This is a genomic window from Dethiosulfatarculus sandiegensis (genome assembly GCF_000931935.2).
Taxonomy (GTDB): Bacteria; Desulfobacterota; Desulfarculia; order Desulfarculales; family Desulfarculaceae; genus Dethiosulfatarculus; species Dethiosulfatarculus sandiegensis.
Genome location: NZ_AZAC01000019.1, coordinates 57342 through 78865, shown reverse-complemented (window position 1 = coordinate 78865; position 21524 = coordinate 57342). Strand labels below are relative to the sequence as shown.

Below are 21524 nucleotides of genomic sequence, written 5' to 3'. Positions count from 1 at the left end.
GGTAATTTAAAAGAAACAGTAAAAGAAAAGAGGGACGATAAAAATCGCCCCTCTTGATTGGGATATTGAGGTGCTTTTTTAGGTTTGCTTATCCACCAACACCTGATCGCTAATTAGTTCATCAATCGCTTTTGCGGAAAAACCGGAATTTAAAAGCCATTCTTTTCCACCTTGTCCCAGTTTGGGCGGATTTTTATAAAGGCCCAAATCATGCTCGCCAATCTTTAAGGGAAGCTTGGGAAATTTGGCTTGTTGGCCATTGGGCAGCTCGGTTTTCATGAGCCAGCCGGAGTCATTTAAATGCGGATCATCAAAAAGGTCTCCCGGTTTGGATACTTGAGCAAAGGGAATAACCGCTTTCTGGGCAAAAGTCATTATCTGGCTTTTGGTAAGGCTGCCAAGCCTGTTTTTCAGCTCGGGCAAGAATTTATCCCGGTTTTCAACTCTCAGTTGGTTGCTGCCAAGTGAAGGGTCGTTTAAAAAATCGTCAAAACCAAAAGTTTCGCAAAACCGCTTCCAATGGCGATCACTTGTAATACCGATAAAAACCTGTTCATTGTCTGAGGTGCTAAAAAGATCATAAACAGACCAGGTTCTTCCTCTTTCCGGCATGGGCGGAGGATCTTGACCGGTCAAGGCTGTGACCCCCATATGCTGAGCCATTAACAAGGCAATGGATTCAAACAAAGTTGCTTTCACCAATTGACCAAACCCTGTTTTTTCCCTTTCCCTTAAAGCCGCCAATATGCCCACTGCGCCGAAAGTGCCTCCTAAAATGTCGGTTACCGATGCTCCGGCTCTTAAGGGCCGACCCTTGGGGCCTGTCATATAGGCAAGGCCGCCCATCATTTGAACCACTTCATCCAAAGCCAGGCGTTTTTCATATGGGCCGGGCATAAAGCCTTTTAGGGAACAGAAAATAAGCTTGGGATTGATTTTTTTGACTTTATCATAGCCAAACCCAAGCCTTTCTATGGTGCCGGGGCCAAAGTTTTCAATCAAAACATCGGCTTGTTTTACAAGCTGATTCAGTACGTCAGCGCCTTTTTCGGACTTAAGATCCAAACAGAGGCTTGCTTTGTTGCGGTTAAAATAAGGGAAAAACCCCGCGCCAAAGCCTTTTAAATGGCGAGTGTCGTCTCCTTTGGGAGTTTTTTCGATTTTTAAAACGCTTGCCCCTAAATCAGCTAAGATCAAACCCGCCGTAGGCCCCATGACCGTGTGGGTCATTTCCAAAACTTTGATGCCCGCCAAGGGTAATTCCTGGTCGCTCATGGTTCTCTCCCGGCTATTTCCCAAATTTCGATCCGCCCACCATAATAAGAGGAAGTTTGCGCGAGGCTCTTAACACATCCGCCATGCCGTAATCCAGGTAATGCAAAAGTACGGCTTCCGGTGAGTCGGGCGTTGCTCCGGTCAGCTTGGTGTGGGCCAGGATGATATTCGCGATTTTGGGGCTTAGCCCCTGGGCCATGGCCACCATGGCTCCATAGGTGGCGTGAGGCATTTGACGGTTTAAGGCGCTGAATATCGGTCCCTCATCCGAGGGCTCGATCTCCACAAGTTTGCTCACATCATGCAAAAGCACACCTGTGATCAAATATTGGCGATCAAGCTTTAGTTCGGGATTGTGTTTTTCAAGAGAATCCGCCGCGCCTAAAACCAAGTCGGTTAAGCAGTTTACATGCTCTACCAATGAGACATCGGAAAGATGCGGGTTAAAAGGGCAATCTTTTAGGTTTTCCCAGGCCGATTCATTCCAGCATCTTTGCCAGCAGGCGATGATATCGTTTTTCAGTTCCTGATCCTTTATCCTGGTAAGACCGATCAATCCCTGTTCTATTTGTTCTGTTGGTTTATTCTGCTTCATCTCAAGGCTCCTTGATCACTTGTAGTCATGGGATTTGTTTTTGGGGAAGGGGAGAAAATAAAAAGGTAAAACACCAACCCCAAAACAAGGGCCGCGATTCTTACCCAAATAAGGGGAAAGGCCAGACCAAAGGCCACCAGCAATATGGCCAATCTTTCCCAGGCAAGCATTTTGCGTCTTAAATAGCCGGTGTTTGCCGAGGCCAAGGCCACCACAGCCAGGCCGCAACAAAGAATCACCCAGATATTTGCGACTACATGGTCTCCCATGAGCATCAGCTCAGGGTTATAGATCCATAAAAACGGCAGCAAAAATCCGATCGCTCCCAAACGCACAGCCATGACGCCGGTTTTCAGGGGATCGCTTCCCGCTATGCCCGCACCCGCGTAGGCGCACAAGGCCACAGGCGGGGTGATGGCGGACATTACGGCGTAATAAAAAATGAATAAATGAGCTGTTATAAGGGGTAAGCCCAACTTGGTTATGGCTGGAGCCGCGATAAAAACCACCATAAGATAGCTTGCCGCTGTGGGAAGCCCCATTCCGATCATAAGGCAGCAGGCGGCAGCCATGATAAGAGCCAGGACAAGATTGGCTTCTCCAACTCCGATAATGGCCTGACTGAATTTTATGCCCAGCCCTGTGGCTGATATGCCGCCTATGATAATGCCGATTCCGGCGCAGCTTATGGTCAGGCTTAAACCGTCTTTTCCGCCTTCAACCAGCATTTTGATAAGCGTCTTAAAATTGGGGCGCATTTCTTTTACGAAAAATGAGGCCCCCAAAAGAACAATAGCTCCGGTAAGACCCGCTGTGGCGGGAGTTTGCCCGCTTAATATGCGCCAAAGGATAGCGGCAATAGATAAAACCAGGACAATTATTCTGGGGATCAGGCTTTTTTTGAATTGAGGTATCTGGTCTTCGGGTACGCGTTCAATGCCTCTCAGCCCGGCTTGAAGACGCACATTTGCCATAAGCGAGATGCTGTATAAGATCGCGGGGACTAAAGCCGCAAGCATAATGGCTCCATAGCCTATGCCCGTAATTTCGCTCATGATAAAAGCGCCCACGCCCATAATGGGCGGCATGATCTGGCCAACGCAGCTTGCCGTTGCCTCGACCGCGCCCGCGTATTCGGGCTTGAAGCCGGTGCGTTTCATGAGGGGAATAGTAAATGAGCCGGTGCTTACCACATTTGCAGGGCCGGAACCGTTTATGGAACCGAAAAACGCGCTTGCCACAACAGCGCATTGGGCAGGGCCTCCGGCAAAGCGGCCTGTCAACATATAGGCCAGGTCAATAAAAAGCTCGCCCGCGCCTGTTACCCTTAAAATCGCGCCAAATATGATGAAGATGTAAACCACATTGACCACAACGTTTAAGGCAATGCCGAAAACACCGTTCATGCCAAAGGACATCTCTAAAATTTCCTGATAAGTGATTTTGTGGTGTCCTAAAAAGCCGGGTATCAGATGCCCCAAAAATAAATAGGCCAAAACCAGCAACACCACAGTCAGCAAAGCCCAGCCGTCTGTTCTTCTGACAGCGTCAAGGCAGGCTATGGTGCCTGCGGCATAACAGATAAGATCCCAGTTATTGGGTAAACCTTCCCGGTATTCGGAGATTTCGAAGTAATTCAAAAAAAGATAAACCACCGCAAAGGTCAAAAGAGAGATCAAGCTCAGATCAACAACCCGGTTGGCCCATCTTAAGGTGGGTTTTTCGGATTCCAGCCATTTTTTGTTAAAAGGTTTGAGACAAAATACAGCGCAACCGCAAGCCAACAAAAAGATGCCCCGCTGCACCTGGGCTGTGAATTGACCCATTAAAATGGTGTAAAAGGTAAAGGCAGCCACGATGGCGCATAGGGTCAAACCAAATATTTTTAGACACTTATCCAGCGTGCTTTCAATTGTAAGAGACTGTGTCATGGGTGCTCCAATAAGACTTTGAGGAGCTTTTAAGCTCCTCAAAGCCCAAGTCGGTTACTTAAGCCAGCCTTTTTCTTTGTAATATTTGATCGCGCCGGGATGTAGTTCGGCTGAAAGGGCTTCAAGGCCTTCAACATGGTTGAGTTTGGATAAAGCGGCTCCTGTGCTTTTTATGTCACTTAAGTTTTCCCAGAAAGCTTTTACAAGTTCGTAAACCATGTCTTCGGGCATATCGGCTCTGGTTACGACCTGCATCTGAAAGGTCCAGAAGTTTGCAGGCGTGGTTTGTTCGACACCTTTGCCATAGAATTTTTTCAAGTCGGCGGGGGTGAATTCACGCAGTACATACCATTTGCCTTGGGGCATGTTTTTCTTGAAATCCTCGAAAGCCTTTTGGTCAATGGGAAGAAAGGTTAGGGGAATCTGGCGGGAGAAGTTGTAAGCAGCCGCCTGGGGAACTCCGCCCCAAAGAAAAGAAGCGTCCAGGCGGTTGTTGCGCATTTCATCCAAGGCAGGCCCGTATTTGAGATATTGCGGGCTGAAATCTTTGTCCGCTTCCATGCCATAGGATTTGAAAAGCAGCTTGGTCACTGTGCCTGCCATGCCGCCGGGTCTGCCTATGGCTATTTTTTTACCTTTGAGATCGTTGATGTTTTTGATTGAACTGTCAGCCCTGGCCACATACTGGCCCATGCCTGAGGTAACGCCGAAAAGGGCTTTGATGTTTTTGTATTTTTCCCTTAGCTGAGCAGGGTCTTTTTTAAATTTAAGAGTGCCTTCCAAGGCGTTTATGTAATGAGGAGATCCAATAAAGCCGATGTCGAATTTGTTCATGGCAACCCCCCTTAAAAGCTTGACCGTGCCTCCTCCTTCCAAGGGAGTCAGATTGAGGCCGGTTTTGGCCTTTTTAAGGGCAGTGGACCAGGCGACCGCCATCATGTAGGTGTCAGAAGTTTTCCCAATAGCTCCCAAGGTGAGTGTTTTATCAGCCAAGGCATTCATGGGTAAAATAAAGCCCAAAGCCAGAAATGTGATTATTACAACGGCTTTTTTGAACATCACTACTCCTCCTAGGTTTTTTTTGAGTGCCCTAATTGGGCGGAAAGTTTCTGCGCGGCTTTAGTGATTATTTGTTTTCCATTTGTTTCGATGAGATTTGCTATGCGCGCGGCAGGGCCCGCCAAGGCCAAGGCCCCCACCAGACGATGGTTTTGATCAAAAACCGGGCCGGCTATGGCTCCTGCCTCATTGGAACGCTCGGCAAGGCTCACTGCGATTTTGGCTTCTCTTATTTGTTCAAGCTCCTTTTTGAGTTTTTGGGGATCACTGATAGTGCTTTTTGTGAGTTTTTTAAGTTCGGTTTGCTTAAATAAACGCTCTTGAACGTTTTTGGGGGCAAAGGCCAAAAGCACCTTACCGCCCGCTCCGGCGTGTATTTCCATGCGCTGACCCTCAGTCACCGAAAATCGCAGCAAGCGGGTGCCTTCTTCTCTGGCCATGACTACTCTTTCCAAGCCCTCACGCACATATAAAGAAGCGCATTCACCTGTTTGGGCCACAAGCTCCTTTAGGATCGGTCTTGCCAAAGTCAATAGTGATTGGCTTCTTTCATAGACCTTGCCTAAGATCATGACCCTGGGGCCTAAGCTGTAGCTGCCGTTTGACGGGTCTGAGATCAGGTAGTTTTTATGCTCCAAGGTTCCGGCCAAGCGGGTTACGCGGTTGCGGGTGAACCCGGTCAGGTCCATTAGCTCCTTGGTGGTCAGGTGGGGTTGATTTTGAAAGCAATCCAACATTTCAATGGCGGCCAAGACCGCTTCCACATGTCTTTCGGCTTGTTTGGTGTTGGGGGTCATTTTCGACATCCATTTAGGGTTTTGAGCACATGGCACATGCGGCCGGGTAAGTCGCGGCCCAAAAGGCTTTTTAGTCTTTGCACCATGTTGCAGAGGATGTCGAGATTAATCCCGGTATTTATTCCCATTTGCTCAAAAAGATTAACCGCGTCTTCTGTGGGTATGTTGCCTGCCGCGCCTTTTACAAAGGGGCAGCCGCCTAAGCCACCCAAGGCCACGTCAAAGATGCGTACGCCTGCCATGTAGCCCTCGTACATATTGGCCAGGCCCAAACCTCTGGTGTCGTGGAGATGAAGCGAAATCCGATGATCCGGCAATTCTTGCCTTACTTTGGTCACAAGCTCGAAAACAGCCTTGGGATTCGCCATGCCGGTGGTGTCGGCAAGATTAAGCTCAGTCGCACCTGCCTTTGCCAACCCCAAAAGGCTTGTCAGGATGGTTTTCTCCTCAATCTTGCCCTGATAAACACAGCCAAAAGCGCATTGTAAGCCGGCTCTGACTGTGATTTGGGCTACATGGGCTTCTTTTATGAGGGTTGTCATTTCATTAAGAGCGTCTGAAGCCGTTTTTTTTACGTTTCTCAAAGAATGCTCGTTAGAAGCCGAAACAGACATGCTTAAGTGCTTTAAACCACATGCTTGGGCTCTTTCCAAACCTCTACGGTTCAATATGAGGCCGGTTAACAAAACTGCGTTCTGTTCGGAGCTCAACATTTTTACAAGTTGGTCGGCATCTGCCATTTGGGGCACATATTTGGGATGAACAAAACTGCCCAACTGGACGCGTTTTAACCCTGCTTCCAGTAAACCGTAGAAAAGTTCAGCCTTTTCCGTGGTGGAAATTATGGTGGGCTCAGGCTGCAGACCGTCTCTTAAGGTTTCGTCTTCAAGAATTACATGGGGCATTTAATTTCTCGCGATGTGGCTACTAGATAGCCGTTACGTTTATACTGTAGCCATTCAAACAAATTATGAAACTCTGTGTCAAGCCCATTTCAGGAGAAAATGGAGGCAGGATTTACTTTTTAGTTTTTTTTGGGTTTTGTCTTGGAGGTGAACTGAGGCCGTAACCATATAATTTTTTTAGTTTTTATGGTTGTTAATTTCTAAAGGATTTTGTTTTTATAATTTTATAAATATTAGAGCTTTTTTGCGGAGTATTTTTGTGCCTTACCATTTTACGCACAAAATTCATGGTCTCTTCAGGCGGAAATAAGAGGGTTTTTTATCCTCTTGCAATCCGTATACAACAAACCCGAGGCCGGTCCAATGACCAATGCCTCATTTTCCAAGCGAGGATAATTTTGCGGGGAATAAGCTTAATTTTTCAGGATCAGCCGGTTATGGGCAATCTGTTCTGCCGCCGATTTCCGCTCGGCTTTTTGATTGTAAAGGGCTTTGAAAAAATATAGGAAAGGCAGAATATCTCTCGGAAGCAATTACGGACCAGGACATCTAACTATTTTAAGTTATATGTATAAGCGTTGGCATGGGGAGCCTAAGGCTGTGAGCTCGAATCCCGCATCGCCCCCAAAATAGAGCCGGCTAAAAACAGGTAAAGGCCCTGCCGCTTAAAACCGGCAGGGCCTTTGTTATTTCGATTTTCGGGCAAACTTGACAACTTGTGCCGTCAATCTACCAATCTGTCCCGCCTTTATCCCGTTTCTTGACGTCCTGAAACAGCTGGTGCGGCCTTCCGCCGGAATAAAGCGGGAATCAGAAGCTGATCATAAGCCCCGCAGTTAGGGACTGAGCCTGATAGTCGTCGGCCCAAGCCAGGCTGTAGTCGGCAAAGAAATCAAGCCCAGGTTTTATGGTCAGGCTCACTCCAGCCTCTGCGAGCAGCAGGTCTTCGGGAAAATTCGCGCCGTAGACCGTGAAGGGGGTTGTTTGGTAGCCGGTGAAGGCCGCGTCCAAAGAGGGTTGATCGTCGCGGAGCTGATGCCGCCAGGAAATCCCCAGCCGGGGCAGGATCTCATAGCCTTGCATGCAAAACATCCGTGAGGCGCTGAGGCCAAGGCTGGTCATAAGCGAGTCTGTGTTGCGCTCCGCCACGTCAGTATTAAGATAACCAGCCCCGGATTCCGAGAAGCCTTCCTCCTTTAAGGCCTGGTAGTCAAGGCCCGCCAGCGGTTCCAGCAGCCATTCACCCAGGCGAACCTGATAGCCCAGGGCCAGGCCGGAGGCGAAAAGATCTCCGTCAAATTCAGATGTCGCCTTGGTGTTGCCGCCTGCAAGATTGATCTGCCGGGAGGCGCTGTTTTTCAGACGGGTATAGGAGGCGGTTAACCGGGCGTAGCCCGCGCCAAAGCCGGTCTGGGCGTAGAACCCGGTGTGCGCGGCTTCAATGTCGCCTGCGTAATTGCCCCGGGTCCAGGATAGGCGGCTTTGGGTGACGCCGCCTGCCAAGCCCAGCAAAAGCCATTGATTAAAGGCGTAATCCGCACCCATCACCCCGCCGCCGGTGGATTGGCCAAAGCCCAGGTGATAGTCCACCTGTTCCTGGTCCGCCCACAGGCCCAGGGCCCGGCCCCAAACGTTCCAGGCTTGCTTTGGCTGGTCATCTGCGGTAAAGGCCCGCTCCCGGCTAAGCTCCCGCATACGCAGGCCCAGGGAGCTGTCGAAAAGGCCGCCCGCCTTGAGCGAGGCCGCGCTGAAGGCCAGGTACATCTCGGGATTCAGGCTGTTCAGCACCTGCTCTATCTGGGCCGCGTCCATATCAAAGTCCATGGCCAGAAGCAGGTTTTCCATATTGCCCGAGGCCAGGGAGACCAGGGAGTCCATTCCACGGCCGGTGTCGGCCGCACCGCCCTTGGCGAAATCGGCGTAGGATTTGCGGTTGAGCACCAGGCTCAGGGTGTCGCCGTTATTTTGCTGGCCAAGGCTCAGCACCGCTGACTCCAGCCTGTCGTCAATTGTGTCAAAGACTCCGTTCACCCCGTCTGTGGCTGTGATGAGTTTCCAGGAAAAATTGTTTTTGTAAAGAGCGCGGGAAATGTTGGTTACGATGGTTCCGCCGTCTATTGTCACCGCGCCGGTAACGGCTATCTGGTCACTCCGGCCTTGGCTGTCAAGCTCGGCGATTAATCTTGAACCCTCTGTAAATTTCAATGAACCGATTATATTGAGGGTGCCGATGGAGTTGCCCGGGCTGATGACGCCCGTGTTGTAAACCTCCGCGCGGATCAGGCCCGAGCCGCTTAGCAGGCCCGAGTTGTTAAGCCCGGCGCTTTTGAGCAGACCGTTGACATTCAGGCTGCCTGTGTTGCTTGCGTTTCCTGAGATGGAGGTAGTGCCGCCTATGACCGCCGTGCCCGAGTTGCCCATGCTTCCGGCGCTTAACCTGCCGCCAACATTCAGATAGCCGCTGTTTGCGACCCGGCCGCCTATGGCTGCCGAGCCTTTGATAACAGCCGTCCCTCTGCTGGTGAAGCTTTTCGCACTTAATGTTCCGCCCGAGCTGACGGTCAGGTTGCCTGTGTTATTGGCATCCCCTGAGATGGAAGCCGTGCCGCCAATAGTTGCTGTGCCTGAGTTGATGAGGGTTTCGGCGCTTAATGTTCCGCCCGAGTTAACGGTCAGGTTGCGTGTGTTATTGGCATCCCCTGAGATGGAAGCCGTGCCGCCAATAGTTGCCGCGCCTGAGTTGATGAGGGTTTCGGCGCTTAATGTTCCGCCCGAGTTTACGCTGAAGTTACCCGTATTGTTGGCATCTCCTGCGATGGAAGCCGTGCCGCCAATAGTTGCCGTGCCTGAATTGGTCAGGGTTTCGGCGCTTAATGTTCCGCCCGAGTTTACGCTGAAGTTACCCGTATTATTGACATCTCCTGCGATGGAAGCAGTGCCGCCTATGGTTGTCGTGCCTGAGTTGGTGAGGGTTTCTGCGTTTAATGTTCCGCCTGAGCTAACGGTAAGGCTCCCCATGTTGCCCACGCCGCCGCTGATGGTTGTCTGGCCGTTGATAACCGCCGATCCGCTGTTGATGGTCAGTCCACCCGCGTTAAGGGAGTCGCTCACGGTCAGTTTGCCGCCACTCACCCTGACGGTGGCGCTGCCCGCGTCCCAGGATTGGAGCAGGGTGAGGTTTCCGGTGGCGTTGATGTCCAGCTTTTCAAAGTTGTCTACCCTGGTGCTGAGCCAGGTTCCGCTTCGCACTCCAAAGGTGTCGATTCCGGACCCGCCGTCGATAACACCTCCCACGGTTTCCGGGCCGGATTCCATGATCACGGTGTCGTCGCCGTCTTCGGCGTAGATTGAGCCGCCCACTGTTCCGCTGTTGGTGATGTGGTCGTCCCCGCCCCTGGCGCCATAGTTACTGTTGCAAGAACCCCAGATGTCGCCGTTTACGGTTCCCGAGTTTGTAATGGTGTTTCCGGCGGAGGTGCTGTAGACGCCAATGTTGTAACCGCCGTAGATTGAGCCGCTCACAGTACCCGAGTTCGTAATAGTGTTGGCGGTGGAAGTGGAGTTGTCGCCGATATTTTGACTGCCGTAGATTGAGCCGCCCACGGTTCCCGAGTTTGTAATGGTGTTTCCGCCGCCGTCCGCTCCTTCACCCTCGTTCAGACTGCCGTAGATCGAGCCGCCCACGGTCCCTGAGCTGGTTATGTTGTTTTCACCGCCTTTGGTGTTTTTGGCTTCGTTTTTGGAGCCGTAAATATCATCAAGCACACTGCCTGAGTTCAAGATGGTGTTTCCTCCGCCGCCGCTGTTTTCGCTCATGTTGCGGGAGCCGTAGATATTGCTGTCTGTTGTGCTGCCGTCGCCCACGGTCCGGTAGTTTACGATGGTGTTTGAGCCCCCCTGGACTCCTGCTGATCTGTTATTGCTGCCATAGATGTCATCGGCCACAATTCCGTGGTTATATATGAAGTTGTTGCCGCCGCCGGTGGTGAATGCCATGCTGTAATCGCCGTATATGTCGTTTCCCACTGTGCCGTAGTTGTAGATGGTGTTTGCACCGCCGCTTGAGTTGGCTCCGCTGCTGAAAAGGCCGCAAATGGTGTTGCTGACGGTTCCGTAGTTGTATATGAGGTTGTTGCCGCCGCTTGTGTTGCCGCCCTCGTTTTTGGCGCCGTAGATGACTTGAACCGAGCCGGTGGATTGATTGATGATCTTGTTGGAGCTTCCGCTTGAATTGTCGCCTACGTTGGAGGTTCCATATATATAAGCTCCCACCTCGCCTGAGTTGTAGATAGTATTTCCGCCGCCTGTGGCGCCTGAGTTGGCATTATAGGAACCATAGATATATTTCACTGAACCGGAGTTTTTTATTGTGTTGCTTCCACCGCTGGAATTGACTCCGGCGTTCATGCTGCCGTCAATGAACGACCCGGCTTCTTTGGTGTTTACTATATAGTTGCTTCCGCCGCTTGAGTTCTTGCCGCCATTTAAGCTGCCGTGGATGCCGGTCAGGTTGATCGTTCCATGGTTGATAATGGTGTTTCCGCCGCCGCTTGCGCCTTCACCTTCATTAGCGCTGCCCGCTATGAAATCACCCACCACGCCAGTGGCTGCATTGGTAATGGTGTTGTTCCCGCCCTTGGCGTTTTTGCCGTAACTTGAGCTGCCTAAAATCTTTTGGTCTACATTGCCATAGTTTAAGATGGTGTTTTCGCCGCCGCTTGAGTTGAGGCCATTGTTATAGCTGCCGTCTATTTCATCGCCCACCGAGCCGTAGTTGTTGACGGTGTTCCCGCCGCCGCTTGCGTTGTCCGCGCTGTTGTCATTGGCAATAATATCGTCGGTTACATTTCCGGCGGCCTGGTTGGTCATGGTGTCCGGATCACTGGTGCCGGTCCAGTCACCGGTGATGGTGGCGTTATTGACAAGGTCTGCGGAAAGGGCCGGGTTCGGGGTTGCCAGTATGAAAAGGATTGACGCGGAGGCAATAAGATATGAGTGCAGACGCATTTCTCCCCCTTGGAATAGGCGTTGCGGTTCAGATGATTTCAGTGCTGCTTGAGTTGATGTTTAACAATTCAAATCTTTGTAAAAAAATCGAGATAGAGTTTTTGTTCCGGATTAATGTAAATTAAACGCTGTCTGTAATTATCAAACTAGGCAATACAATAAGAGGTTAACGACTAAGTAAATAGTTGTACGTTTATACCCTATATCTATATTAAAAAGCATTAATAAAATGTAATAGGCTACCTGTTAGGTTAAATAAAATCAATAAATAGCATGAGTTGCCTGCCGGTTTATTGGGAGGTTAGAATTAAAAAAGGTTCTGAAAGTGCGAACCGTCTTTGAAAGGCCACTGTTTTCCGGCAGTCGTCTTTGGCAAAAGAACAGAATTTCGCCGTGGTTATCATCTATCGACATTATAAATATCCGCCGGCCCTGGAATATGTGGATAGCCCGAGTCTGGATATGCCAATTGTGTGTGTAATTGGGAGAGGTTTTACAGAGTTGGTTAAGTTTAGCTTAATAGTGATCTGTCTTTTTGCGGGAAGACGGGGCTGGATATGTATTGGCAAATCTGTTCCAGGTCCTTGGCTGCTTGGTGATAAGGAAACCCGTTAAGACATTTTTTGCCTTTTTCTTAAACTGGGCAGACCGGCACGCTCGAGGCCGGTGGCTTTAACCAAGTTGGCCTATATCTGGTGGTATGGCGGGCGGGATCTATTAATCGTTTTGATGCCAACTACTGTGTATTTTTGAGATTATCCGATTTTTTTAGCAATGGCCCGGCCCTTGCCATGGTGGTGTTTTGCCCGGGCCGCTTTACTGCGGCCCGGGCAAAACCGTGGTTGGAAAAGTGGAGGACACGCGACCAACTCACTACGCAGGTTAGGGGCCGGGCCATGCAAGGTTAACTTTCGTCTTCAGCCATTTCCTCTAACAGCTGCTGCATCCAATCGGCTATCATAATCTCTTTTTGTGGATAGAAGCTTTTGACATAGGGTTTGATGTCAAGCACGGGCGAACCGTCGATGGCGTCGAGGCCGGATACGATGAGGGTGTTGCCTTTTCGTTCACACACCTTGACGACGGTCATGAGGATGGGGTTGGGCCGAGCCGGACTGCAGGTGGAGAAGATCCCCATCAAGGGTACATCTTCTCTGCCCATGGGGTGAATCTTTTTCAGGGATCGGCCGGACCCGGGGACCTTGTGGCCCCAATACAACACCACAAGGTGAGAATAATCGTCTATGCCGTCCAAGATGTCGCCCAACTCATCATTTATGGTTATCTCGGATAAACCATGTTGTGCTTCGTGCACCACCTTTGCGACATCATCAAGTTTGCCCCGCATCTTAAGGCCGGATTCTTCCGCCTTTAGAAAGGGTTCTTTTGTCGTGTTTGTTATGGCGCCCACGGGGGTCAGCACCATTTCCGGACCTTGTCGATTCGCATGAGAATTGGTTTGTTTTTCAGACAATTTCATCTTCCTTGTTACGATCGTCCGTCTAATAGAAACTAGCGCCGTCACCTTTTGAAAGGGCTATTGAACCGCGTATTGCACCATATAGTTCAACCCCAGATCAGCCAGGCTGATTCTTAAAAAACCGTGTTCATCCAGGGCTTCGTCTATTTCCTCAGGAGAAAGACGCATATGGATCGGCGGCCCGAACTGTTGATCTCCCTTTTTACATTCGATGATCGCCAAACGGCCGCCGGGCTTCAGCACACGGCGAACTTCCTTGAACAATTCAGCTCCGGCTTTTTGCACTTGAGGAACGTGCAGAACCGTACACAGAAAACAGACATCAACACAAGCATTGGTTAGTGGCAAGGGGGCTAAGATGTTGGCTTCCATTGCATGGATATAGGAGCACCCTTGAGCTGCGGTTTTTTCCTTTAGTTGCTCCATGCTTTCCTGCTGCTTATCCAGGGCGAAAACCAGGCCTGAATCGCCAACCAGCTTGGAGGCCTGGAGAGAATAATCTCCAGGTCCGCATCCCAGGTCCAGAAAACAGTCTCCGGGTTTTAGTTTAAGTTCTGCGAAGACCTGTCCGGGATCGTGCATCCAATAACTGCTGGGCCCGCGTCCATGTCTTGCATGCCCGCACCGCTGCGGTTCTTTTTTAGCATGCATCTATTTCGCTCCTTGTAACCTTGACCAATCCATATGTTTGGCGTTGTCAACCTTGGTTTGGGGAATTTCGTCTGTTTGCCTGATCCTCAGATCACTATGCCGCGTCCGTCAATCTGGCCGGATTTATGCTTGGCACAGGCATAGCAAAGCCCTTTATTGTCGCCATCTTTAACGACTTTGCTGGCCATGACCTGCTCTCCGCAGGCCGGGCAGATATGGCTTTCGGTGATGGGGGCGTAATCCGGCAGTTCCGGAGTGACCTTTTGGGAGATCAAGAGCTGCTCAAACGGCATTTCAAGTATGGTGAATGCCGCTTTGCGCGCCGTGGCCTTGAAGGTGTCGGCCGCCTCCTGGCCGCCCTCGCGTTTGATTATGACTTTTTCCAGAAGGGGATAAAACTCCGGCACCGCCTGGGCGATTTGGCTCTGAAAGTCGGGCCGCACCCGCACCCGCACACCGGAGTCGCTTCCGCGCACAGTGAAGGTGACGGCGTGTTTGCCATAGTCCCGCAGGACCAGAGCGTTGTTGCCCAGGGTGCATCCGGAGACCGCCTGGACCCCGTCTGTGAAGCAGGCGTTTATCTCAACGATTGCCATGAGTTCTTCCAGCCCGTCCGACTGGGAGGAATCCAGGCCGAGTTGGGAAAGGCCCCAGACCGAAGCCATGACTCCCATGGCGCTGCCCGGACAATAATGCCCGTGTATTTCCGCTGTTTTCAACAGGCACGCTGCCAGGTCTTTTTCCAGAATGGCCTTGCCGAATTCATGTCGCGGATCTTCCAGCAAGTCCGTTGCGCGGGAGTCGCCGAGTATTGTGTTTGATGCAATCATTTGCGATTTCTCCTTTTAATTGATTTTGCCGGAGCGGTTCTCCGTGGAGCCGTCATCGGCTAAAAGCGATAAGTCAAACTTGCGCCGAAGGTTTGAGGAGGACCGTCGATGCCCACCATAGACTGCCTGAACGGGCTGAGGAAGGTCAGGTATTCCTCATCAAATGCGTTTTTCATCCACAGGACAAAGTCAAGGGTGTTGGTTTTATATCCCAGTTGAAGGTTCACGGTCATGTAGGAACTTTGCTCGGCCTTGTTGGCGGCGTCCCCAAAAAACGGGCCGGTGCCTAAAAAGTCTGCCCGCGCAAAGATTCCCGAATCAGCTGTGTATTGCGCGCCGAAGTTGTAGGTGTATTTCGGTGCATATGTGAGGTGGTTCCCCTCATAATTTTTGGTTGTAAGGGCTGTGCCGGTGCTGTTCCACACCGTGGCGTTGAACTTGTCGAATGTGGCCTCGGTGTATCCAAAACCGCCGAATATATCCAGACAGGATAGCGGTTTCGCCTGCAACTGGAACTCGAAGCCCTTTGAGGTCGCTTCGGCCGCGTTGGTTATGGTGGTGGCTGCTATGGTGGGGTGCAATTCCGAGACCTGTTTATCGTCAATGGAGATATAAAAAACAGACAGATTGGCCATAAGTTTATTGTCGAGCCATTTGGATTTCACCCCCACCTCGTAGTTCCAGGTGTATTCTGGATCAAAACAGAAAGTATCGATGGTTCCGGTCAGGCCCCAGTTGTAGCCGCCCACCATATATCCCTTGGCCGCCGAGGCATAGACCATGACGTCGGGGTCAATGTCATAAGATAATGACATCTTGGGCAACACTTCGTTGAACTCAAGGTCTTTACTGTAGCGGACCTTTTTTACGTCATCGCGCAGGTCGCCTTCCATGCTTTGGTGGTCAAAACGAAGACCAAGGGTGAGATGAAGTTTGTCGAACATGGTGTAGGTGGCCTGGCCGAAAAAGGCATAGCCGTTGGTGTCGACATCGGTCACCGGGCGCATGTAGATACTGTTGGCGGAAAGGACTTCATAGCGGTAATCAAAATGTGAGTCCTCGATAAATCCGTAGGCCCCCAAAAGCCATTGCAAAGGGCTGTCATAGGTAGAGGAAACCCGCAACTCCTGGCTGTACTGCCTTTCGGTCATATCAATGGGATTAATGGCTTTCATCCCGGGGTTGTCCCACAGGTCGGCGTCGTTGACTTTTTCCAGGGTTTGATAAAGCGTGTTGGTGACGGACACCACTTTGACGGTGTCGGTGGTGTATTTGGCCCGCAGAGTCTGGCTGTTCCAGTCCTGCCGTAAAAAAGCGTCTGTGTCTCTGCGGTTTTTGTGAGGTTCGGTGGCCATCGGCCCGGATAACACGCGGGACTCGCCGCCATGATCATCTGCGGTTATAAAATCGGCCAGGAGTGATATGTCCCAGGATTCCGAGGGCGTCCAGCGCAGATTGGCCCGGCCGGAGGCTCTGTTTTTATCGGCTGCCTTGTCATCTCCATTGGCTATGTTTTCAACATAACCGTTGGTGGAATAGTACATTCCAGACAGGCCCAAGAAGAGTTTGTCTTCGATAACCGGGCCGCTGACACCGGCAATTGTGCGGAGGGTGTTGTAATTTCCATAATCGGCCGATATGTTGCCTTTTACCTGGTTTCCGGGCTGTTTGGTGAAAAGGCTGATAACCCCGGACTCGGCGTTGCGGCCATACAGGGTGCCCTGGGGGCCTTTCAGTATTTCCGCGCGCTCCAGCTCAAACAGTTCTATGTTTTGCATGTAATGCAAAGGATAGCTCACCTCGTCCACATAAAATGCGGCCGGCGAGTAGGTGCAGCCCCGGAAAGGCGATATTCCCCTGATCACCACAATATGCTCGCAAGACCTTTCCAACATGTGGGTGTTGGGGCTGAAGGTGAGAAGATCAAATAAGTTGTTTATTTTAGAATCTTCCAGTTGCACTTCCGAAAAATGATCAAGGCTTATGGGTACGCTTTGCGGGTCTTGTTCATATTTTTGAGCGGTAACCGAAATTTCCTCCAAATTGTGGGTGTTCGCCCAGGTTATGGTGTTTTGCGCACAGATTGACAAGATCATTACCAAAATAGTCAGCCGGGTTTTGTTACGCATAAAAGGCTCCATGGCGTTCATAGTTTAGATTCAATCAGCTATGTCACTATTGAAAACGTTAATGTTCATCAGGCGTTTTCGTAAAATGTAATCTCCGATGAAAAGGGTTGTGACTCCGAACAGGGCCAGGAAGATATATAGATGGAAGTAGCCGATCATGTCGCAGATCACACCGGCTGCGGGCATGACCGCCAGTTGCACGAGCTGGACCATGCTGGTCAGAACCGCGTAATTGGTGGCTGATTGGGGACCCACGCTGATATTCATGATGATGCTTGAAATAAAGGTGATGATTATGCCCGCCATGAGCTTTTCAGTTCCGATCATCACCGCTATGAGCCGGGTGCTTTCAGATACGCCTTGGGAGATATAAGCCGAGAAAAGACTAAGGCCGGCTGCGCCCAGACAATAAAGAACGCAAACCGGCCTCTCGTTCAATTTGGAGAGAAGCGCGCCGCCCAGGGTGGCGCCGACAATGCATAAAGGTGAGCCGAACCAGATGTTAAGCCGCCCAAACCCGGCGGGGTCCAGGCCTATATCGACCAACATGGGCAGCCTGAGCTGCAGACCGCCCTGGTCCATCACTATCAATAATCCGGCGAACAAAAAGAACCAAAGCGTGTTTTTCTGCTTTAATAAAGGCCACACTTTTGGTTTGACGTCTGCCTTCAGCTGATTTTGAATGCCGGTCTTGGCGGGGTAAATGGCGGGAAGTTCTTGGTGCAAAAATATCGGCACCATCAAAATAAGCTGTATCAGGGTCATTATGAGCACCGTGGCCTGCCACCCGGCGTGCTGATAGACGATTAAAAACACGCCGGAGCCCAGCATATAGCCCACCACATATCCTATGGTCTGAATTGTGTTTCCCCAGGGCCGCTCCTTTGGCTCCAGAATATCCGTGGCATATCCATCAACAGCTATATCAATGGTGGAAAAGGCAAAATTAAGCAGAGTGACCACAGCTAAAATCAGGCCCAGATTGCCTTCAGGAGATAAAAAGGCCAGAAACAGCATTGTCAGGGCCGAGATGCCCAATAAGGGGATTATCCAGCTTTTTCTGCGCCCCAAGCGCCTGCCTTTGGTGCGGTCGATTAGTGAGGCATAGATGAATTTCAGTGCCCAAGGGCAATAGACCAGGGCTGAAAAACCGATGAGGCTGAGGCTCGCCCCGTTCCGGCGCAGAACAATGGGGAAAAGGGTCCAGGAAAAGCACAGGAAAATTCTCTGCGACAGGTACATCACCAGGAGAAGAGATAACTTGTGCGAGGTGCTGGAAACCAATTTATCGTGGATGCTCGTTAAGGGAAAAGCCTTCATCACTAAACCTGTTATGTTCCGGTTGAAATGCAATAGGCTCCTGCTCCCGTGCTTCAGGCGGCAGGAAACGGGGATCTTGCATGAGTGATAGGCTAAAAAGGCGGAGTTGTATTATGAACGGCGCACGGCTGTTTTTGAGAAATGCACTTTTTTTGCAGAATAGGTCTTAACTCAGGGAAATCGGTTTTGTTACGGGCTTGGATAAACCAAATTTGCGCACCATGTTCGGCGATTGGCCAAAATGGCGTCTGAAAGCGGTGGTGAAGTTGGCTTGGCTGTTATAGCCAATGGAAAAGGCTATCTCAACCAGGCTCAATTCGGTGTGCTGCAAAAGAGAGCAGGCCTTGGTAAGCCTTGCGTTGCGCAGGATGTTGAAAACGGTGTCGCCGTAAATCTTTTTAAAGCTGGTGTTGAGCTTGTTTCGGTTGAGGCCCACCATGCGGCTGAGATGGTTCAGGTCCGGGGGATCCGCCATGCGCTCAACCAGGATCTGATGCGCCTGGCGCGCCTGTTGCATTATACGCCCCCGGGGTTCGTCGGTTTCCATACAGCTCTTGGGGTCCAATTCGGCCAGCTTGAGCGCCACCAATTCAAGTGTCTTTGCCTCCATGAATAATTCGCGGGCTTTTCCGGTAAAAGGGCACTGCAGAATTTGCCAAAGCGCCAACCTGGTTTCCGAGTCAAACCGGGATTGATGATAAAAGGCCGGGGTGTGGCCGCCTTGATTGGGCCAGGTGCGCATAAGATTCATCAGCTTTTTACTTATACCGAACATCTCCATGAATGCTTCAACCGGGAAGTAAAGGGATATGCCCAGTACGTTCTCGCCGCTGGTGGATTCCAGAATGCCGCGGCTTTGGGGAAGGTAGGCCAGCACGCCGTCACCGGCCTTGCGCTCAAAGGCTATTTTGTTATCACCGCCGACCAACACGGTGCAGCGGGCCTTTTGGGCGAGGTTGTAGCAGAAACACACCGGAGCCTGGTCCTGGTCAAAAGACATCTTAAGGCTCTCGCCCCGGGTTTGACGGGTTATTGTCATAAAATGGCCCGGGTTGAATTTGATCTCCTCGTGGAAAGGCCTCTCCCGGCGCTCAGCGAGAACAGAGATGCCGTCACTCAGGGCCCCATGGACAGGAGGGATCTCGCTGGTTCCAATGGAATTAATACACCTGATCACTTATCCTCTCCCGAGGCGCAGGGGATAGCTCAAACCTGGCCAAAGTTAACCGTGTTCATATGGCTTGTTGCCCATGAGCCAAAAAAAGACCACCTGTCCAAAAACGGAAAGGTGGTCTTCGTGACCGAAATTAATTCGTATTATTACTTGAGGCCCGGAAGGCTCTTCAATGAGCTAAGCTTCAAAGGGAAACTTGGCGCCCCAAGAGGCGGTTTGTTGTTAAATAGAAAATTCCCAATTCGTTTGGTGAATTGAAAGGATTATATAAGAAGCGAAAATTATAGTCAATGCGGCCAAGGGCGGCGGAGAAGGGGGAGGGTAATTAGCAACGGCTCGCATTGTTTTTTGTGATTGCGCAAGATAGCGGCAGGATTTGGCTTTTAACTAACTTATGGGCTTGATTCGCTTGGGCAATTCCAGAAAGCCCGATTTCAACCGCGCCTCCACTTTGTGGCGTCCTGTGTTCGACTCTAAAAGAGCCTTTTGATTCTGTAATCAATCCGCCTGTCATCCGGGTGGATATCTGGAGGAAATCCGTTTGAATGCCGGCACCCCCGAAGGCTTGGCGAACCAAGTCTTCTTAAATATCAAGCCCGCCAAGCCCTATAAGTTGATTTAACCCCAATAGTGCTTACTGAACCGGGGCGGCAACCGCACCGAAATTTGCGGTTCTTGGTGCCGCCCCGGTGGGCGCCCTTTTAATAAAGGGTAAAATTCATTGGTATTAATGGTCAAATTAACCTTTAAACGGTATGGTCTTTTGCCCCTTTGACGAGGTTTTTCTCCGTGTGGACACCCCGCCCACCAATGATTCCAGATTTGCGACCAACGCTATCATGTTTTTGGCCTGGGCTCTCAGCTCCTCAGCCCCGGCGGCGGATTCCTCGGCATTGGCGGCCAAACTCTGGGTCACCTTATTCATCCCGACAACGGCAATATTCACCTGCTCAATTCCCTGGGACTGTTCTTTATTTCCCACGGCGATCTCGCTCACAAGCTCAACCGCCTTGGATGCGCTCTGAGCCACTTCACCAAAAGCATCGTCGGTTGTAGAAACCAATTCAGTTCCGTTTTTGATAATTTTCATATTATCCGCAATAAGATTCTGAGTGTTGTGAGCCGCCTCGGCCGTGCGCATGGCCAGGGAGCGGACCTCATCGGCCACCACGGCAAATCCTGCGCCGTGAATCCCGGCGCGGGCCGCTTCCACCGCCGCATTTAAGGCCAGCAAATTCGTTTGAAAGGCAATGTTATCTATGGTCTTTATGATGCTTGCAGTCTCATCGGAAGCTTTGTCTATTTCCGTCATGGCCGTCTTCAGCTCACCCATGGCGGTATTAGCCTTGCCTACAATATTGGTCACCTCTCCCATGCGGTTGTCCGCTTGTTGGGCGTTATCGGAATTCTGCCTTGTCATGGAGTCCATTTCCTCCAAGGATGCGGAGGTTTCCTCCAACGATGCGGCCTGCTCTGCCGAGGCCTCTGCCAATGAATGCCCGGCCCCGGCTGTCTGCTCCGAGGCCGCGAAGACTTGGTCTGAGATATTATGAAGATTTTTGATCACCCCGCGTAATGATTTGGTAATGCTTCTGCCAATGCCCAGGCTCAAGCCGATCCCGGCCAAGATGCCCAAGGCCAATATGATAAGCAGGCTGATCAGTTGGGAGCGATATGATTCCGAGGCCTTTTTGTGTTCGGACTGGATTATTTCAAGGTTAAGATCCTGGAGCTTGTCAAGATGATCCCGCATGGCCTCGAATTTTTGTTTTGCCTCGCCCAAACTCAGCTTTTGAGCGAGCTTTTGATCGTCTTTTTTATTTGATTTTCGCAGCTCCAGGACTTTCCGGGATATTTTAGCCCATTCCTGCCGGGCCGCTTGATATTTTGGGAAAGTTGCCTTTTCCGCTTCAGTGGAGGCCAAGGCCTTATATTTGTTCCAGCGGTCATTCGCCTGGTTTAAGTTTAATTCATATTCCTTGAGAAGTAGATTGAACTCATCACTTTTCGAGTCCGTAAACATCAGGGTTCGTTCGGCTATAAGAAGCTGTTGCAAATCTCGATCGGCTTGTAATAAGTAATCAGAACAAGGGAGCCGTTCAGCAAAAATGATTTCCAGATTCTGTTGGATTTCATGGGTTCCTTTAACGCCGGTTAAACCTATTATGACCATGAAGATAATCATAATTACAAAAGAAAGAACCAGTTTTCCGCCGACTTTTAAGTTGCTCAACACAGCCATTTTCAACCTCACACCCAAGGGGTAAATATCTAAAATCCTCTAGTTGTTATTATATCTCTCCCCAAGCATATAGGTTAATACTGCTCTTTTTTTTCTTTAATTCATAGGGATAAAAACAAGAAAATAAAT

Annotated in this window: 14 protein-coding genes; all 14 read right to left on the bottom strand. The window is 50.5% G+C overall.

Annotated elements, in window-relative coordinates; genetic code table 11:
• Positions 1-78: 78 nt before the first annotated feature.
• The gene (locus X474_RS14430; RefSeq protein WP_044349884.1) at positions 79-1275 is read right to left on the bottom strand and encodes a CaiB/BaiF CoA transferase family protein; all 1197 of its coding nucleotides are present in this window, start codon (positions 1273-1275) and stop codon (positions 79-81) included.
• Between the two features lie 13 nt (positions 1276-1288).
• Complete coding sequence (locus X474_RS14425) at positions 1289-1870, bottom strand: HD domain-containing protein (RefSeq protein ID WP_044349883.1); 582 nt, start codon at positions 1868-1870, stop codon at positions 1289-1291.
• A complete protein-coding gene (locus X474_RS14420) occupies positions 1867-3801 on the bottom strand; it encodes a TRAP transporter permease (RefSeq protein ID WP_052515236.1) in 1935 nt (644 codons plus the stop codon). The genes X474_RS14425 and X474_RS14420 overlap by 4 nt, the downstream gene beginning before the upstream one ends.
• A gap of 54 nt (positions 3802-3855) precedes the next feature.
• Positions 3856-4860, bottom strand: a complete 1005-nt coding sequence (locus tag X474_RS14415) for a TAXI family TRAP transporter solute-binding subunit (protein ID WP_044349882.1) — start codon at positions 4858-4860, stop codon at positions 3856-3858.
• 11 nt (positions 4861-4871) lie between these two features.
• A complete protein-coding gene (locus X474_RS14410) occupies positions 4872-5657 on the bottom strand; it encodes an IclR family transcriptional regulator (protein ID WP_052515235.1) in 786 nt (261 codons plus the stop codon).
• On the bottom strand, positions 5654-6562 hold the full coding sequence (locus X474_RS14405) for a hydroxymethylglutaryl-CoA lyase (protein WP_044349881.1): 909 nt from the start codon (positions 6560-6562) through the stop codon (positions 5654-5656). The genes X474_RS14410 and X474_RS14405 overlap by 4 nt, the downstream gene beginning before the upstream one ends.
• A gap of 810 nt (positions 6563-7372) precedes the next feature.
• Positions 7373-11569 carry an autotransporter outer membrane beta-barrel domain-containing protein gene (locus X474_RS14395; protein WP_044349879.1) on the bottom strand — a complete coding sequence of 1399 codons (4197 nt, stop codon included), beginning with the start codon at positions 11567-11569 and terminating at the stop codon, positions 7373-7375.
• Positions 11570-12473: 904 nt separating this feature from the next.
• Positions 12474-13049, bottom strand: a complete 576-nt coding sequence (tsaA, locus tag X474_RS14390; protein WP_044349878.1) for a tRNA (N6-threonylcarbamoyladenosine(37)-N6)-methyltransferase TrmO — start codon at positions 13047-13049, stop codon at positions 12474-12476.
• A 57-nt stretch (positions 13050-13106) separates the two neighbouring features.
• On the bottom strand, positions 13107-13631 hold the full coding sequence (locus X474_RS14385; protein WP_197282115.1) for a class I SAM-dependent methyltransferase: 525 nt from the start codon (positions 13629-13631) through the stop codon (positions 13107-13109).
• A gap of 155 nt (positions 13632-13786) precedes the next feature.
• The gene (locus X474_RS14380; protein WP_044349875.1) at positions 13787-14530 is read right to left on the bottom strand and encodes an FmdE family protein; all 744 of its coding nucleotides are present in this window, start codon (positions 14528-14530) and stop codon (positions 13787-13789) included.
• A 59-nt stretch (positions 14531-14589) separates the two neighbouring features.
• Entirely contained in the window at positions 14590-16659 is a 2070-nt protein-coding gene (locus tag X474_RS14375) for a TonB-dependent receptor (protein WP_044349874.1), read from the bottom strand.
• 30 nt (positions 16660-16689) lie between these two features.
• Positions 16690-17979: an MFS transporter gene (locus tag X474_RS14370; protein WP_156360774.1), complete on the bottom strand. Its 1290-nt coding sequence runs from the start codon at positions 17977-17979 to the stop codon at positions 16690-16692.
• Positions 17980-18145: 166 nt separating this feature from the next.
• Positions 18146-19156: a helix-turn-helix domain-containing protein gene (locus tag X474_RS14365; RefSeq protein WP_156360773.1), complete on the bottom strand. Its 1011-nt coding sequence runs from the start codon at positions 19154-19156 to the stop codon at positions 18146-18148.
• 736 nt (positions 19157-19892) lie between these two features.
• Positions 19893-21395, bottom strand: coding sequence for a methyl-accepting chemotaxis protein (locus tag X474_RS14355; protein ID WP_052515233.1), 1503 nt, complete (start codon positions 21393-21395; stop codon positions 19893-19895).
• Positions 21396-21524 lie beyond the last annotated feature (129 nt).